At 68.1% G+C, this 16,860-nt stretch carries 10 protein-coding genes; 7 read left to right on the top strand and 3 right to left on the bottom strand.

Annotated features, from left to right (window positions below):
• Positions 1-43: 43 nt before the first annotated feature.
• From ahcY to trxA, 7 genes are all read left to right on the top strand, one after another.
• On the top strand, positions 44-1,444 hold the full coding sequence (ahcY, locus tag AABQ55_RS02640; RefSeq protein ID WP_272807164.1) for an adenosylhomocysteinase: 1,401 nt from the start codon (positions 44-46) through the stop codon (positions 1,442-1,444).
• Positions 1,445-1,734: 290 nt separating this feature from the next.
• The gene (locus AABQ55_RS02635) at positions 1,735-4,188 is read left to right on the top strand and encodes a PAS domain-containing sensor histidine kinase (RefSeq protein WP_272807163.1); all 2,454 of its coding nucleotides are present in this window, start codon (positions 1,735-1,737) and stop codon (positions 4,186-4,188) included.
• A gap of 6 nt (positions 4,189-4,194) precedes the next feature.
• Positions 4,195-5,691, top strand: coding sequence for a tRNA (adenosine(37)-N6)-threonylcarbamoyltransferase complex ATPase subunit type 1 TsaE (gene tsaE, locus AABQ55_RS02630; protein WP_244770786.1), 1,497 nt, complete (start codon positions 4,195-4,197; stop codon positions 5,689-5,691).
• Positions 5,692-5,704: 13 nt separating this feature from the next.
• Positions 5,705-6,439 carry a nucleotidyltransferase family protein gene (locus AABQ55_RS02625; RefSeq protein ID WP_272807162.1) on the top strand — a complete coding sequence of 245 codons (735 nt, stop codon included), beginning with the start codon at positions 5,705-5,707 and terminating at the stop codon, positions 6,437-6,439.
• The gene (gene addB, locus AABQ55_RS02620) at positions 6,436-9,618 is read left to right on the top strand and encodes a double-strand break repair protein AddB (RefSeq protein ID WP_272807161.1); all 3,183 of its coding nucleotides are present in this window, start codon (positions 6,436-6,438) and stop codon (positions 9,616-9,618) included. Before AABQ55_RS02625 ends, addB begins: the two co-directional genes overlap by 4 nt.
• Positions 9,611-13,168 carry a double-strand break repair helicase AddA gene (gene addA, locus AABQ55_RS02615; protein ID WP_272807160.1) on the top strand — a complete coding sequence of 1,186 codons (3,558 nt, stop codon included), beginning with the start codon at positions 9,611-9,613 and terminating at the stop codon, positions 13,166-13,168. The genes addB and addA overlap by 8 nt, the downstream gene beginning before the upstream one ends.
• Positions 13,169-13,286: 118 nt before the next feature.
• Positions 13,287-13,607: a thioredoxin gene (trxA, locus tag AABQ55_RS02610; protein ID WP_023513835.1), complete on the top strand. Its 321-nt coding sequence runs from the start codon at positions 13,287-13,289 to the stop codon at positions 13,605-13,607.
• A gap of 54 nt (positions 13,608-13,661) precedes the next feature.
• Here trxA and AABQ55_RS02605 read toward each other — a convergent pair whose 3' ends face one another.
• The 3 genes from AABQ55_RS02605 to trpA form a co-directional block, all read right to left on the bottom strand.
• Positions 13,662-15,005: a bifunctional folylpolyglutamate synthase/dihydrofolate synthase gene (locus AABQ55_RS02605; RefSeq protein ID WP_272807159.1), complete on the bottom strand. Its 1,344-nt coding sequence runs from the start codon at positions 15,003-15,005 to the stop codon at positions 13,662-13,664.
• A gap of 22 nt (positions 15,006-15,027) precedes the next feature.
• Positions 15,028-15,930 (bottom strand): acetyl-CoA carboxylase, carboxyltransferase subunit beta, encoded by a 903-nt coding sequence (accD, locus tag AABQ55_RS02600; RefSeq protein WP_244770781.1) that lies wholly within the window; start codon positions 15,928-15,930, stop codon positions 15,028-15,030.
• An 89-nt stretch (positions 15,931-16,019) separates the two neighbouring features.
• Positions 16,020-16,859, bottom strand: a complete 840-nt coding sequence (gene trpA / locus AABQ55_RS02595; protein WP_272807158.1) for a tryptophan synthase subunit alpha — start codon at positions 16,857-16,859, stop codon at positions 16,020-16,022.
• Position 16,860: the final 1 nt, after the last annotated feature.

The following is a 16,860-nucleotide window of genomic DNA, read 5'->3' as shown; positions in this document are numbered from 1 at the left end:
GCAGGCATCTTCACGACGCACGTGCCAAAAGGCTGGAGACCCCATGACCACCACGCAGGACTACCACGTTGCCGACATCGCGCTCGCCGATTTCGGCCGCAAGGAAATTCAGATCGCCGAAACGGAAATGCCGGGCCTGATGGCCTGCCGCGAAGAATTCGGTGCGTCCAAGCCGCTGAAGGGCGCACGCATCACCGGCTCGCTGCACATGACGATCCAGACCGCCGTGCTCATCGAGACGCTGGTCGCGCTCGGCGCGGACGTGCGCTGGGCCTCGTGCAACATCTTCTCCACGCAGGACCACGCCGCCGCCGCGATCGCCGCCGCCGGCATCCCGGTCTATGCCGTGAAGGGTGAGACGCTCACCGAATACTGGGAATACACCGACAAGATCTTCCAGTGGGCCGATGGCGGCTTCTCCAACATGATCCTTGACGACGGCGGCGACGCCACCATGTACATCCTGCTCGGCGCGCGCGCCGAAGCCGGCGAGAACGTGCTGGTCAACCCCGGCTCGGAAGAAGAGGAAATCCTCTTCGCGCAGATCAAGAAGCGCCTCGCCGCCTCCCCGGGCTGGTTCACCAAGCAGCGCGACGCCATCAGGGGCGTGACCGAAGAGACCACCACCGGCGTCAACCGTCTCTACCAGCTCCAGCAGAAGGGCCTGCTGCCCTTCCCGGCGATCAACGTCAACGACTCGGTCACCAAGTCGAAGTTCGACAACAAGTACGGCTGCAAGGAATCGCTGGTCGACGGCATCCGCCGCGGCACCGACGTCATGATGGCCGGCAAGGTCGCCGTGGTCTGCGGCTATGGCGACGTGGGCAAGGGCTCCGCCGCCTCGCTGCGCGGCGCCGGCGCGCGCGTGAAGGTGACGGAAATCGACCCGATCTGCGCCCTTCAGGCCGCCATGGACGGTTTCGAGGTCGTGCAGCTCGAGGATGTCGTCTCCTCCGCCGACATCTTCATCACCACCACCGGCAACAAGGACGTCATCCGCCTCGAGCATATGCGCGAGATGAAGGACATGGCGATCGTCGGCAATATCGGCCACTTCGACAACGAGATCCAGGTCGCCTCGCTCAAGAACCTCAAGTGGACCAACATCAAGCCGCAGGTCGACATGATCGAGTTCCCGAAGGGCAACCGCATGATCCTTCTGTCGGAAGGCCGCCTCTTGAACCTCGGCAACGCCACCGGCCACCCGTCCTTCGTGATGTCCGCCTCCTTCTCCAACCAGGTCCTCGCCCAGATCGAGCTCTTCACCAAGGGCGAGATCTACAAGAACGAGGTCTACGTGCTGCCCAAGCAGCTCGACGAGAAGGTCGCCCGCCTGCACCTTGCCAAGCTCGGCGCGCGCCTGACGGAACTCTCCGAGGAGCAGGCCGGCTATATCGGCGTGACGACCCAGGGTCCGTTCAAGGCCGAACACTACAGATACTGATCCTTACCCGGGTTATCCACAACATCTAGGGGCTGCGCGCTTGACAAGGCGCGCAGCTTCTTTTTTGGGCGCGTCCCTTCCCGACGATTCTGGAAACAAGTATCGTTTAAAGCATTGATTCGGCGTGCAGATGCGGACCCTTCGCGCCGGATTGGGATGTCTTGTCGATCAGGCGGCAAACGGACGGAGACATACCGGGGATGATGGCGGACAGAAAACGAGGCCGTTCCGGGCAGGCTTTTGCCGTGCCGGAGCGGAACAGGGCGCATTCGCTTGCGCAGAATAAATTTATGGTTAACGAATGGTTTACACGCGGCAGGCGTCGTCTCGTATCGGCACTGTCGGCCGGCTCGGCGCTGACGGCCCTTGCCGGCCCGGCGCACGCCGCCGGCCCCTATCTCGCCACCACGGAGATCGTCACCGTTTCCATGCTGCTCGGCGTGATGTCGGCAGCGATGGTCTCGGCGATCTGGATGATCCGCCAGCGCGGCCGCATGGAGGCGGAAAGCCGCGAACTGAAGGCGCATCTTTCCGACGCCCGCCACAACGTTTCCCGCCTGCAGGCACTGATCGGCGACAAGGACCGGCGCATCGTCGTCTGGGACGGCCTTTCGGAGAAGCCGGAATTCCTGGGCCAGCTGCCGGCGGAGACCGGCGCGCCGCAGGCCGATCGCGATTTTCTCGCCTTCGGCCGCTGGCTGAAGCCCACCTCCGCCGCCGAGATCGAGCGCGCCGTGGAGCGGCTGCGCTCGCAGGCGCAGAGTTTCGACCTGATCCTCGAAACGAGCCGCGAGGAAGTGCTGGAAGCGCAGGGCCGCGTTTCCGGCGGCCAGGCCTTCGTGCGCTTCGTGGCGCTGAACAATCTGCGCGCGGAAGCCGCCGAACTGAAGCTGGAGCGCGACAGGCTGGTCCAGGCGCTCACCACGCTGCAGGGCCTGCTCGACCAGATCGACCTGCCCGTCTGGCAGCGCGCCGCCGACGGCTCGCTTGCCTGGGTGAACGAGGCCTATGCCGAGGCCGTCGAGGCCAGGGACGCCGCCGCCGCCGTCACCGAGGGCCGCGAGCTTCTCCCCACCATCGCGCGCGAAAAAATCCGCGCCGCCAGCACCTATGACGCGCCGTTCCGCGACAAGATCTCCACCGTCGTGCACGGCAACCGCAGCTTCTTCGACGTCGTCGATGCGCGCAGCCCGACGGGCTCGGCCGGCATCGCCGTCAATGTCTCCGATATCGAGGCGGTGCGCGAGGAACTGGTGCGCACGCTGAAGAGCCATGCCGAGACGCTCGATCATCTCGCGACCCCTGTCGCCATCTTCGACGGCGAGCAGCGGCTGCAGTTCTACAACCAGGCCTTCCAGCGCATGTGGGAGATCGACACGGCTTTCCTCGAAGGCAAGCCCGGCAATGGCGAACTGCTCGACCGCCTTCGCGCCGGCGGAAAGCTGCCGGAACAGCTCAACTGGAAACAGTGGAAGGACAACGCGCTTTCCGTCTACCGCGCCATCGACACGCAGACCGACCTCTGGCACCTGCCGAACGGCCAGACGCTGCGCGTCTTCGCCACCGCACGCCCGCAGGGCGGCGCGACCTGGGTCTTCGAGAACCTGACGGAAAAGGTCGATCTCGAAACGCGCTACAACACGCTGGTGCAGGTGCAGGACGAGACGATCGACCACCTCGCCGAGGGCGTCGCCGTGTTCAGCCCGGACGGGCGCATCCGCCTCTCCAACCCGGCCTTCCGCGCGCTCTGGGGCATCAGCGAGGCCGAGGCGAAATCCGGCACCCATATCCGCGCCATCGAGCAGGCCTGCGCGCCGTCCTACGACAAGCCGGACGGCTGGAAGCGCTTCGCCCATATCATCACCAGCTTCGACGACGAGCGCCCCTCCTGCCAGGGCGTGCTGGAGCTGCGCACCGGCCTGGTGCTCGACTTCGCCGTCATCCCGCTTTCCAACGCCCAGACGATGCTGACCTTCGTCAACATCACCGACAGCGTGCGCGTCAGCCGGGCCCTCACCGAAAAGAACGAGGCGCTGCGCAAGGCCGATGCGCTGAAGAACGATTTCGTCCAGCACGTCTCCTACGAGCTGCGCTCGCCGCTAACCAACATCATCGGCTTCGCCGATCTCCTGAAGACGCCGACCATGGGCGAGCTCAACGAGCGGCAGGCCGAATATGTCGACCATATCGCGACATCATCGGCGGTGCTGCTGACCATCGTCAACGACATCCTCGACCTTGCCACCGTCGATGCCGGCATCATGGAGCTCGACTACAGCGAGATCAACCTGACGGACCTGCTCGACGACGTCTCCATGCAGTTCGCCGACCGGCTGCACGAGGCGCAGGTGACGTTGGAAATCACCGCCCCCGACAATCTCGGCACCATCGTCGCCGACCAGCAGCGCCTCAAGCAGATCCTGATAAAACTACTGAGCAATGCCGCGAATTTCGCGCCGGAAGGCAGCTCGATCGGCCTCAAGTGCTGGCGCGAGGGCGCCGACCTCGTCTTCACCGTTTCCGACCGCGGGCCGGGCATTCCGCAGGACGTGCTGCAGACGGTGTTCGATCGCTTCGAAAGCCACGGCCGGCGCGGCGGCGCGGGCCTCGGCCTCTCGATCGTCGAGAGCTTCGTCAGCCTGCACCACGGCACCGTCACCATCGACAGCCGCGAGGGGCGCGGCACGGATGTCACCTGCCGCATCCCGTCTGCGACGATGACCTCCTTCGCCGCGGCGGAATAGGCCCGGATGGCGCTCGACCTCTTCCTTCCCGACGAAGCCGCCACCATCCGCTTCGGCGAGGACATGGCGCTCGGCCTGAAGCGCGGCGACTATGTCGCGCTGTCGGGCGATCTCGGCGCCGGCAAATCGACCTTTTCCCGCGCGCTGATCCGGGCGATCGCCGGCGACGCCGATCTCGAAGTGCCGAGCCCGACCTTCACGCTGGTTCAGAGCTACGACCTGCGCATCCCCGTCGCCCATTTCGACCTCTACCGCATCGCCGATGCCGCGGAGATCGACGAACTCGGCTTCGACGAAGCGCTCTCCGACGGCATCTGCCTCGTCGAATGGCCGGAAAAGGGTTTTGGCGCGCTGCCGGCGGACGGCATCACGCTCACCTTCCTGCATGAGGGGGACGGGCGGCGCGTCACCATCGACGCCCCGGCACCGGCGCTGGCGCGCATTCGCCGCTCGCTGGCGATCCGCGCCTTTCTCGACGAAGCCGGCTACCGAAATGCGGTGCGCCGCCACCTGACGGGCGACGCCTCGGTGCGTGCCTATGAGCATGTCGATGCCGGCGGCGCGCGTTTGGTGCTGATGGATTCGCCGCGCCACGCGCCGGGGCCGATCCTTGCCCATGGCAAATACTACCAGCAGATCGCCCATATCGCCGAGGACGTGAAACCCTTCATCGCCGTCGGCCGCTATCTCGTCGCCCGCGGCCTGCGCGCCCCGGCCATCCATGCGATGGATATCGAGCAAGGCATCATCCTGATCGAGGACCTCGGCAGCGCAGGCGTGCTCGACGAAAACGGGGTGCCGATCGCCGAGCGCTACCGCGAAAGCGCCGCCTGCCTTGCGCATCTGCACGGGGAGGCCGCTGAGCGGGACCTTCCCGTCGCCGGCGACATCGTGCACCGCGTGCCGGACTTCGACCGCGACGCCATGCAGATCGAGGTGAGCCTTCTCACCGACTGGTACCTGCCCTACAAGCGTGGCACGCCGGCAAGCGAGGACGAGCGCCGCGGCTATGTCGCCCTGTGGGACGGACTGATCGACAGCCTTGCCGCCGCCGAGCACAATCTGCTGCTGCGCGACTTCCACTCGCCGAACATCATCTGGCGGCCGGAAGCGACCGGCACCGACCGGGTCGGCATCATCGATTTCCAGGATGCGATGATCGGCCCCTCGGCCTATGACGTCGCCTCGCTGGTGCAGGATGCGCGCGTCGACATGCCGGAGGGCGTGGCGGAAAGCGTGCTCGACCATTACCTGTCGCTGCGGGCTGCGGAGCCCGGCTTTAACCGGGACCGTTTCCTGCGCGACTGGCACGTCATGGCTGCGCAGCGCAACTGCAAGCTCGTCGGCCTCTGGGTGCGGCTGATGCAGCGCGACGGCAAGCCGGCCTATATGCGCCACATGCCGCGCACCCTGCGCAATCTGGAACGGGCGCTCGCCCATCCCGACCTCGCCCCCTTGCGCGAGTGGTGCGAAAAGGCTGGAATCCTCGCGACCGAATCATGATCGCGAGCAGCCGATGAAGATCGAAGACGCCATGGTGCTGGCCGCCGGCCTCGGCACCCGCCTGCGCCCCATCACCGACACGATGCCCAAGCCCCTGGTGCCGGTCGCCGGCAAGGCGATGATCGACTACGGGCTCGATGCGCTGGCGGAGGCCGGCGTCAAGCGCGCGGTCGTCAACGTGCACCATTTCGCCGACCAGATGATCGCGCATCTTGCCGGCCGCGCGGTGCCGCAGATCATCCTCTCCGACGAGACGGAGCGCCTGATGAATTCCGGCGGCGGGCTGGCCAAGGGCCTGAAACTGCTTGGCCGCGACCCCGTCTTCGTGATGAATGCCGACCTCTTCTGGATCGGCGAGAAGCCCGGCGAGCCGAGCAATCTCGAACGGCTGGCGGAGGCCTTCGACCCCCAGCGCATGGACATGCTGCTGCTCTGCGTGAAGCTGGAGGACACGACCGGCCACAACGGCAAGAAGGATTTCTCCATGGACACCGACGGGCGGCTGGCGCGCTACCGGGAGGGCGACGGAACAGCCTTCGTCTATGCCGGCGCCATCGCCATGATGCCGGCCCTCTTCGACGACGCGCCCGAGGACGCCTTCAACCTCAACATCTATTTCGACCGGGCGATCGAAAACGGCCGCCTCTACGGCATCGTGATGGACGGCCACTGGATCACCGTCGGCACGCCGGAGGCGATCGGCGCGGCGGAAGCCGTCATCGGCGCGGCGCGCGAGGCGGCGGCGTGACGCGCGCGCGGGGGCGCATCTATTCCATCCCGGCGAGCCTGCCTTTCTTGAGGACGACCGCCCAGAGCCTTGTCGACGGCCGGCTCGTGCCCGGCTTCACCTATGATCCCGCCGACCCGCTGGCGCTGGCCGACGTCACGATCTATGTGCCGACCCGTCGCTCGGCCCGCGTGCTGCGCTCGGAATTCGTCGATCTCTTCGGCGGGCGCTCGGCCATCCTGCCGGTCATCCGCGCGCTCGGCGAGACGGACGACGACAGCGGCTTCTTCGACGAGGCGGCGCCGGCGCTGCTCGACATGGCCGAGCCGCTGTCCGGCCCGGCGCGCCTTCTCGAACTCGCCCGCCTCGTGCTCGCCTGGCGCAACCAGCTGCCCGCGGCCGTCACCTCCGTGCATGTGGAAAGCCCGCTCGTCGCGCCCGCGAGCCCCGCCGATGCCGTCTGGCTTGCCCGCAACCTCGCCGAGATCATCGACGCGATGGAGACGGAAGAGCTCGACTGGCTGGCGCTCGACAATCTCGACGTCTCCAACCATGCGCTCTGGTGGCAGCTCACCGCCGAATTTTTAAAGATCGCCAGCGAATTCTGGCCGGCGCGGCTGACGGAGCTCAACCGTTCCTCCCCGTCGCTGCGGCGCAACGCGACGCTGCATGCCGAGACGGAACGCTACCGCGCCACGCCGCCCGCCGGCCCCGTCATCATCGCCGGCTCGACCGGCTCCATTCCCGCGACCGCCGGCCTGATCGCGGCCGTGGCGGACCTGCCGAACGGCGTCGTCATCCTGCCGGGGCTCGATCGCTTCATGTCCGACGCCGAATGGCTGCTCGTCGGCCATCAGACCGGCACCGACGGCGCCCCGAAGCCCGATGCCGCCGCCCGCAGCCATCCGCAATACGGCCTCCACCGCCTGCTTGCCCGCATGGGCTGCACGCGCGCGGATGTCGAATTGCTCGGCACGCCGCCCGAAGCGCTGGAATATCGCTCGCAGATCCTCTCCAGCGCCTTCCTGCCGACGCAGGCGACGGCCGGCTGGGGCGAGGTTCGCGGCGCGCTCGATGCGGGCCGGCTGGCCGAGGCCTTCGAGGCCGTGTCGCTCGTCGAGGCGGCCAACGAGCGGGAAGAAGCGGTGGCGATCGCCATTGCGCTGCGCCTGGCGCTGGAGGATGGCGAGGACGCCCAGGCGGCGCTGATCACGCCCGACCGCAAGCTCGGCCGGCGCGTGGCGGCGGAGCTTGCCCGATTCGGCATCGAGGCGGACGATTCGGCCGGCACGCCCTTGCTCTCGACTCTGCAGGGCACGCTCCTGCGCCTCCTTACCGAGGCGGCGCTGCGGCCGGGCGACCCGGTGCCGCTCGTCGCGCTGCTGAAACACCCGCTTGCCCGCTTCGGCCTGCCCGTGGCGGACCTTGCCGAGGCCGTCACGGCGCTGGAGCTGACGGCGCTGCGCGGCGGCACGGCCGAGATCGACATTTCCACGCTCGAACCGCTGCTCGAGGCCGCCCTTGCCCGGCAGGCGCAGGACCGCCACCCGCCGGAATGGCGCACGGCGCTTTCCGAGGCCGCAATCCCGCTTGCCCGCGACCTCGCCCGCCGTATCGCAGAAGCCGTCGAGCCGCTTGCCGGCGCGCTCGTGCAGGAAAGCCGCACGGGCCGGCGCTTTTCCTCGAAGCTCGCGGTCTCCGACTGGTCGGAACGGACGGGACGCGCGCTCGAGGCGGTGGCGGTGGACGAGCACGGCAACCTTGCCGCCCTCTGGTCCGGCGAGGCGGGCGACAGCCTGGCGAACCTCTTCAAGAGCGTGATCGAGACGGACGGGCAGATCGAGGCCGACGGGCCGCAATGGTGCGACATCATCGAGGCCCTGGCGGCCAGCGAAAGCGTCAAGCCGCGCTCCATGCGCCATCCGCGCGTCTTCATCTTCGGCGCGCTCGAATCGCGCCTGCAGAGCGTCGACACCGTGGTGATCGGCGGGCTCAACGAAGGCACCTGGCCGGGGCAGGCGGCGAACGACGCCTTCCTGTCGCGTGTCATGAAGGTGGAGATCGGCCTGGAGCCGCCGGAACGGCGCATCGGCCAGCTCGGCCACGACCTGCAGATGGCCGCGGCCGCGCCGAAACTGGTGCTGACGCGGGCACTGCGCAACGGCACCGCGCCGACCGTCGCCTCGCGCTGGCTGCAGCGGCTGATCGCCGTCGGCGGCCCCACCCTTGCCGCCGACCTCAAGGCGCGCGGAAGGAACCTCATCGACTGGGCGAACGCCATCGACCGCAGCCCGCCCGTGCCGAATGCGCGCCGCCCGGCGCCGCATCCGCCGGCCGAGCTGCAGCCGAGGAAATACTCCTTCAGCGAGGTGGGGCGTCTCCGGCGCGATCCCTATGCGATCTATGCCCGCCATATCCTGCGCCTCGATCCGATCGCGCCCTTCAATCTCGATCCGGGGCCGGCCGAGCGCGGCTCGCTCTACCACCGCATCGTCGACCGCTTCGTGCGCGAAGAGGCGAGCGGCGAGCCCTTCACCCTCATCGGCCACATCCTTGCGGAAGAATTCGACGCCGTCGCCCTGCCCCCGCATATCGACGCCGTCTGGCGGTCGCGCTTTGCCGCCGTCGCCCGCGCCTTCGTCCACTGGCACCTGGAGCGGGCGGGCGGCGTGTATGAGAGCCTGACGGAGGTGCCGGCCTCGCTCGACCTTTCGGTCGGCGGCATCCGCCTGACCGGCATCGCCGACCGCATCGACATCCTGCCGGACGGCAGCGCCGACCTTCTCGACTACAAGACCGGCAGCACGCCGTCGCTGAAGGTGGCGCGGGCGCTGCTCGATCCGCAGCTCGCGCTGGAGGCGGCGGCGATCCGGCGCGGCGCCTTCCGCGGGCCGGGGCTTCGCGAGCCGGCGAACCTTCTCTATGTGCGCCTCAAACCCGGCGAACGGTTCAAGGCCGAACAGGTGAACAACGAGCATGCCAAATCGGCGAACGTCACGCCGAAATCCGCCATCGAGCTTGCCGAGGAAGCCCTGACGGAGCTGGAAAAGCTGCTGACGGGCCTCATCGAGGGCCGCTACGGCTTCGCCTCCCGGCTCATTCCCGAACAGGAACGGGACTATGGCGGGGAATACGACCACCTGGCGCGCGTCGCCGAATGGTCCTCGGCGGAAAGCAACGGGGAGGGCGAGGATGCTTGACGAAGACCGGCCCGCCTCCGCCGAGCCCGCCGCCTGGCTGAGCTGGACCACGCAGAAACAGGCGGCGGCCTCCGATCCCGCGCGCTCGGCCTGGGTTTCGGCCAATGCCGGCTCGGGCAAGACCCATGTGCTGACGCAGCGCGTGATCCGCCTGCTTCTCGCCGGCTGCCGGCCCTCCGCCATCCTCTGCCTCACCTATACCAAGGCCGCGGCTTCCGAGATGTCGAACCGCGTCTTCGAGCGGCTGGCCGAATGGGCGACGCTCTCCGACGAAGCGCTGACCGAGCGCGTGGCGGCGATCGAGGGCAAGGAGCCGGACCTGTTCAAGCTCGCCGAGGCGCGCCGGCTCTTCGCCCGCGCGCTCGAAACGCCGGGCGGGCTGAAGATCCAGACGATCCACGCCTTCTGCGAGGCGCTGCTGCACCAGTTCCCGCTGGAAGCCAATGTCGCCGGCCACTTCTCCGTGCTCGACGACCGGGCCGCCGCCGTGCTGCTGGCCGATGCGCGCCGCACGCTGCTGACGGCGACGACGAACGAGGACGACAGCACGCTCGCCGCCGCCTTCGCCACCGTGCTCGACATTGCCGACGACACCGGGCTGGAGCGGCTGATCGCCGATATCGTGGCGAGCCGCGGACCGATCCGCGACTTCCTGGACGGCGCCGCGAAGGCGGATGGCGTGGAGGCCGTGCTGCGCCGGGAAACCGGGCTCGACACGCACGAGACGGCGGACGACATCCTCGCCGCCTTCTGGCCGCTCGACGGTTTGCAGGGCGCGGTGCTCGATTCCTATCTCGCGGCGGCGGAGAGCCTTGGCAGCGACACGGTCAAGGCCACCGCCGCGGGCCTGCGCGGCGTGGCCCGGCTGGCCGATGCCGAGGCCCGGCGCGCCGCGCTGCATGATCTCTTCTTCACCGGTGCCGGCGCGCCGCGCAGCCTCGACCGGTCGTTCCTGTCGAAGAAGGTTCGCGACAGTGCGCCCCACCTCGAAGCCGCGCTTCTGGCCGCCCAGGCGCATGTGATCGCCTGCGACGACCGGCTACGGCGGTTCCGCATGTACGAGGCGACGCACGCGGCGCTTATCATCGCCGAACGGCTGATCGGCGACTACGAGGACCTGAAGCGTGCGCGCAGCCTGCTCGACTTCGACGACCTGATCGACCGCACCGCGCGGCTGCTCACGCGCGAGCGGGTGAGCGCCTGGGTGCACTACAAGCTCGACCAGGGCATCGACCACATCCTCGTCGACGAGGCGCAGGACACCAGCCCGCGGCAATGGCAGATCGTCAAATCGCTGACGGACGATTTCTTCGCCGGCGAAACGGCGCGGGACCGGGAGCGCACGATCTTCGCCGTCGGCGACGAGAAGCAGTCGATCTATTCCTTCCAGGGCGCCCGGCCGGAGCGTTTCGCCGAGGAGGGCCGCGCGGTTCTTCGCCGCACGCAGGCGGCGAAAGCCGCCTTCAGCCCCATCCGGCTGCTGCTTTCCTTCCGCTCGACGCGCGAGGTGCTCTCGGCCGTCGACCAGGTCTTTCTCGACCCCGCCAATGCGCGCGGGCTGACGCCGGACGGCAGCGAGATCGTGCACGCCTCCAACCGCGGGCGCGAGCCGGGCGCGGTCGATATCTGGGAGGTGATCGCCGCCCCGCCGGGGCTCGACGAGGAGGACTGGACCGCGCCCTTCGACGCGGTGGCCGAGGAGGCGCCGATCAACGTGCTGGCCCGGCGCATCGCCGATATGCTCGCGGCCTGGATCGGCCGGGAGACGGTGACGGAAAAGGGCAAGACACGGCCGATGGCGGCCGGCGACGTCATCGTTCTGGTGCGCAAGCGCGATGCCTTCGTCAATGCGCTGACGCGCACGCTGAAGCAACGGCACAACCTGCCCGTCGCCGGCGCCGACCGGCTGGTGCTGACGAAGCACATCGCCGTGCAGGACCTGATGGCGCTCGGCCGCTTCGCCGTGCTGCCGGAGGACGACCTTTCGCTGGCCGCGCTGCTGAAGAGCCCGCTGTTCAACCTCGATGAGGAGGCACTGTTCGCGCTGGCGGCGCGGCGCGGCGAAAAACAGGGGCTCTGGCCGCGGCTTGTCGCGGCGGCGGAAGAGGACGCAGCGCTGGCCGGCATCGTGCGGCGGCTGAGGGAGATGCTGCGCGATGCGCGGGGCCAGGCCGTGCACGATTTCTATGCGCGCATCCTGGGTGCCGGCGGCGGGCGGCGGGCCTTCCTCGCCCGGCTCGGGACGGAAGCCGGCGAGATCATCGACGAGTTCCTGACATTCGCGCTGGAGCAGGAGGAGAACGGCCTGCCGGGCCTGCAGGCTTTCGTCTCCACGCTGGAGCTCGAAGCCCCGACCGTCAAGCGCGAGCAGGACAAGGCGCGCGGCGAGATCCGCATCATGACGGTGCATGCCGCCAAGGGCCTGGAGGCGCCGGTCGTCTTTCTCGTCGACGGCGGGGCGAAACCCTTCAGCCCCAGCCACATGCCGCATCTGCGCTTCCTTACGGCGCCCGGCCTTGCCGGCGGCCTGCCGGCCTGGCTGCCGCTCAAGGACCTCGGCAACGCGCTGACGGCGGCCGATGCGGAGCGCATCAAGGCCGGCGCGGAGGAGGAATACCGCCGCCTGCTCTACGTGGCGATGACACGCGCGGCGGACCGCCTCGTCGTCTGCGGCTATCGCGGCCGGCTGGAGAACAAGGACACCTGGCATCAGATGATCACGGCGGCGCTTTCTGCCGATGGCGCGCGGTGCGTTGAAAGGACCTTCTCGACGGCGGGCGAGAGCTGGCCGGGATTTGCCTGGCGCGAGGCCGGCGCGGCGACCCTGGAGGCGGTCACCGCGGCTCCTGCCGAGGAGAGAGCGGCGATCGCGCTTCCGGAAGCTCTGGACCGGCCCCTGCCGCCGCAGAAATCGCTGCCCCGGCCGCTCAGCCCCTCGGGCGCGGCGGCGGTGATCGAGACGGATGCGGCGGACCTCCTGGTGCCTTCGGCGCTCTTCGGCCGGAAGGGCGGCATTCCCGGCGCCGGCCTTGCCATGGAGCGGGGACGCATCCTGCACCGTTTCCTCCAGGTCCTGCCCGCCTTTAATGCCGCGGAACGGCCGGCGGCGGCGCGGCGCTATCTCGAACGGGCGGCCGCCCACTGGCCGGAAAGCGCACGGACCTCGCTGGTCGAAGCGGCGCTCGTGGTGATCGGCGACGGGGACCTCGCCGCGATCTTTTCGCCCGCGGCGCGGGCGGAAGTGTCGATCATGGGCACGCTGACGCTCGGCAGCCGGGACTATGCGGTCTCCGGCCGTATCGACCGCATGGCGATCACCGATGCGGCTGTCGAGATCGTCGATTTCAAGACGAACCGCGTGCCGCCGGCCTCGCTAGCCGACATTCCCTTCGAGCACCGGGCGCAGCTTGCGATCTACCGCGCGATCCTCGCGCCGCTCTATCCAGAGCGGGAAATCCGCTGCGGGCTGATCTACACGGAAGCGGCAAAAACCTATTGGCTGGACGCCGGCCTGATGGAGGCGAGCCTTGCCGAACTCGCCTCGAAGTGAGATACCGGACGGGACGGCCGATCGCCCCGCGGGGCGCCGGCAGAGCGGTGCCGGGCCTTGAAAGCGGCCCGCACCTGCATCACATTGGGTACAACGATCACCATCCAAGGAGAGCCTCATGGCTACCGTAAAAGTCGACCAGTCCAACTTCCAGGCTGAAGTTCTCAATTCCGCAGAGCCGGTCATCGTCGATTTCTGGGCTGAATGGTGCGGCCCGTGCAAGATGATCGCCCCCGCGCTCGAGGAAATCTCGACGGAACTCGCCGGCAAGGTGAAGGTCGCCAAGCTGAACATCGACGAGAATCCGGAACTGGCCGCCCAGTACGGCGTGCGCTCCATTCCGACGCTCGCCATGTTCAAGGGCGGCGAAGTCGCCGACATCAAGGTCGGCGCCGCGCCGAAGACGGCCCTTTCGAGCTGGATCTCCAGCGCCGCCTGACCGGCCGCGCGATTTGACCCGATCAAGCCCGGCTTCGGCCGGGCTTTTTCGTGCTCAGGTGGGGGGCGTGCCGTTGTCGGCGAGAACGTCGCCGACGAGATAGAGCGAACCGCCGATCAGGATGCGCGGCGGCACCTCGTCCTCCTCGGTGATGCGGGCGATTTCGGCGAGCGCATCGGCAACGGTCGACAGCGGCTGGGCCTCCAGGCCGGCGCGTGCCGCGTCATCGGCAAGCGCCACGGGATCGAGACCGGCATCGGAGCCGCGGATCGGCACGGTGAAGACCCGTTCGGCGAGGCCGCCGAAGGGCTCGAAATAGCCGACCGGATCCTTGGTGTTGATCATGCCGGTGACGAGAAAGAGCGGGCGCGGCTCGCGCTCCTCGAAATTCGCCATGGTCTCGGCGATGACCTGGCCGGCACCGGGATTGTGCCCGCCATCGACCCAGATCTCGCTGCCGCGCGGGGCAAGCCGCAGGAGCGCGCCGTCCGTCAGCCGTTGCAGGCGGCCCGGCCATTCGACCCGGCCGAGGCCCTGCTCCAGCGCCCGTTCGGAAACGGCAAAGCCGGCGGCCTTGACGGCGCGGATCGCCGCGGCGGCATTGGCATATTGATGGCGGCCGGGCAGGCGCGGCAGCGGCAGGTCGGCAAGGCCGAATTCGTCCTGGTAGACGAGCCGGCCGAATTCCTCATGGGCCATGAAATCCTGGCCGTAGACGGCATGCGGGCAGCCGAGCCGCTCGGCGGTCTCGATCAGCACGTCGCGGGCCGCCTCTTCCGACTGGTAGCCGATGACGACCGGCGCGCCGCGCTTCATGATGCCGGCCTTTTCCGCCGCGATCAGCTCGACGCGGTCGCCGAGATAGGCCTGGTGGTCGAGCGAGATCGGCATGATGACGGAAACGGCCGGGCGCGGGATGACGTTGGTCGCATCGAAACGGCCGCCGAGGCCGACCTCGATGATCGCCACGTCGGCCGGATGTTCGGAGAAGAGCAGGAAGGTGACGGCGGTCAGGATCTCGAAGACGGTGATCTTCTCGCCGCCATTGGCCTCCGCCACGCGGCGCACCGCATCGGCCAGCACGGCATCGCCGACCAGCGCCCCGCGCTCGCCCTTGACGGCGAGACGATAGCGCTCGTGCCAGTTGACGAGATGGGGGGAGGTGTGGACGTGGACGCCGAGGCCCTCGGCCTCCAGGATCGCGCGGCAGAAAGCCGTGACGGAGCCCTTGCCGTTGGTGCCGGCCACATGGATGACCGGCGGCAGTTTCAGGTGCGGATCGCCGAGCGCGGCAAGCAGCCGCGTGATGCGGTCCAGCGAAAGATCGAACCCCTTGGGATGGAGACCGAGAAGCTTCTCGATCTCCGCTGCCGCTTCGCTGGCCGTTACCATGGTCATGCCGCCCTCCGCCGGTCCGCGCCTACTGGGCCGCGATGGCGACCGCGTCATTGGTGACGGACGCGGTCGCCGGCTTCTTCGTGAGGATCTTCAGAAGGCGGGCGAGCGTATCGGGAATGTCATGGCGCTTGACGACGAGGTCGACCATGCCGTGCTCCAGGAGGTATTCCGAGGTCTGGAAACCTTCGGGCAGCTTTTCACGGATCGTCTGCTCGATGACGCGCTTGCCGGCAAAGCAGATCTCGGCGCCCGGCTCGGCAAGGTGGATGTCGCCCAGCATGGCGTAGGAGGCCGTCACGCCGCCTGTCGTCGGGTTGGTGAGCACGACGATATAGGGCTGGCCGGCTTCCTTCAGCATTTCCACGGCGACCGTGGTGCGCGGCAGCTGCATCAGCGAAAGGATGCCTTCCTGCATGCGCGCGCCGCCCGAGGCGGGGAACATGACGAGCGGGCACTTTTCGGCGATCGCCCGCTCGAAGGCCTTGATGATCGCCTCGCCCGCGGCGATGCCGAGCGAACCGCCCATGAAGTTGAACTCGTGCACGACGGCGACGATCTTGACACCGCGCATCCTGCCGACGCCGGCGACGATCGTGTCCTCGAGGTCGGTCTTGGCGCGGCTGTCCTTCAGGCGGTCGGTGTATTTCTTCGAATCGCGGAACTTCAGCGGGTCCTGCGCGACCTTCGGCTGCTGCAGGGCCTCATAGACGCCATCGTCGAAGAGGTCCTTGAGGCGGGCCTTGGCCGGCATCTTCATGTGGTAGCCCGAGGCGGGAATGACCCACTTGTTCTCCTCGAGATCGCGGTGGAACACCATCTCGCCGGTTTCCGGGCACTTGATCCAGAGATTTTCGGGAACATCCCGGTTGGGGCGGCCGAGCATCGAGTTGATCTTCGGCCGAACGTAATTCGTGATCCAGTTCACGCTCTAGTCTCCCGTTAATCTGCGCAATCCCGGGAAAACCGCATCATGCTTTCCCCGGCATCGCCTTTATCCGTTCCCATGTGGGAATTTCACTCCGCTGCCGCAAGGCGCGCGCCGCGCACGCCCGAGGCGAGGCTCATCACCAGCGTCTCGACGCCGGCGACGGTGGCGGCGCTTGCCGTGCCGTCCGCGGTGAGGCTGGAGGCGATCTGGTTGACGATCGCGGTACCCACGACGACACCGTCCGCCGAGGCGCCGATGGCGCGGGCATGCTCCGCCGTCTTGACGCCGAAGCCGACGCAGACCGGCAGCTTCGTATGCGCCTTGATGCGGCCGACCGCGCCGCCGATCAACGCGGGATCCGGCAGGGCCGAGCCGGTGATGCCGTTCATCGAGACGTAGTAGACGAAGCCGGACGTGTTCCTCAGGACGGCCGGCAGGCGCTTCTCGTCCGTCGTCGGCGTCGCGAGGCGAATGAAGTTGATGCCCTTGGCGAGCGCCGGCAGGCAGAGCTCGTCGTCCATTTCCGGCGGCAGGTCGACGACGATGAGGCCGTCGATGCCGGCCTCCAGCGCCTCGTCGAGGAAACGCTCGACGCCGTAGATGTAGATCGGATTGTAGTAGCCCATCAGCACGATCGGCGTCGCGTCGTCGTCCTTGCGGAAATCACGGGCCATCTGCAGCGTCTTGGCCAGCGTCTGGCCACCCTTCAGCGCGCGCTGGCCGGCGAGCTGGATGGCCGGGCCGTCGGCCATCGGGTCGGAGAAGGGCATGCCGAGCTCGATGACGTCGGAGCCGGCCTTCGGCAGCGCCTTCATGATCTCCAGCGAACTGGCATAATCCGGATCGCCACCCATGAAATAAGTGACGAGGGCCGGGCGGCCTTCGGCGGCGAGATCCGCGAAGCGTTTGTCCATGCGTGCGGTCATC

The organism is Shinella sp. WSD5-1, assembly GCF_963942435.1.
Taxonomy (GTDB): Bacteria; Pseudomonadota; Alphaproteobacteria; order Rhizobiales; family Rhizobiaceae; genus Shinella; species Shinella yambaruensis.
Note: the sequence above shows the minus strand (reverse complement) of the source record. Positions and strands in the feature narration are given on the sequence as shown.

Excerpts from the sequence above, each read along its gene's own strand:
- ahcY (WP_272807164.1), top strand. The coding sequence starts at position 44 with ATGACCACCACGCAGGACTACCACGTTGCCGACATCGCGCTCGCCGAT.
- AABQ55_RS02635 (WP_272807163.1), top strand. The coding sequence starts at position 1,735 with ATGGTTAACGAATGGTTTACACGCGGCAGGCGTCGTCTCGTATCGGCA.
- tsaE (WP_244770786.1), top strand. The coding sequence starts at position 4,195 with ATGGCGCTCGACCTCTTCCTTCCCGACGAAGCCGCCACCATCCGCTTC.
- AABQ55_RS02625 (WP_272807162.1), top strand. The coding sequence starts at position 5,705 with ATGAAGATCGAAGACGCCATGGTGCTGGCCGCCGGCCTCGGCACCCGC.
- addA (WP_272807160.1), top strand. The coding sequence starts at position 9,611 with ATGCTTGACGAAGACCGGCCCGCCTCCGCCGAGCCCGCCGCCTGGCTG.
- trxA (WP_023513835.1), top strand. The coding sequence starts at position 13,287 with ATGGCTACCGTAAAAGTCGACCAGTCCAACTTCCAGGCTGAAGTTCTC.
- AABQ55_RS02605 (WP_272807159.1), bottom strand. The coding sequence starts at position 15,005 with ATGACCATGGTAACGGCCAGCGAAGCGGCAGCGGAGATCGAGAAGCTT.
- trpA (WP_272807158.1), bottom strand. The coding sequence starts at position 16,859 with ATGACCGCACGCATGGACAAACGCTTCGCGGATCTCGCCGCCGAAGGC.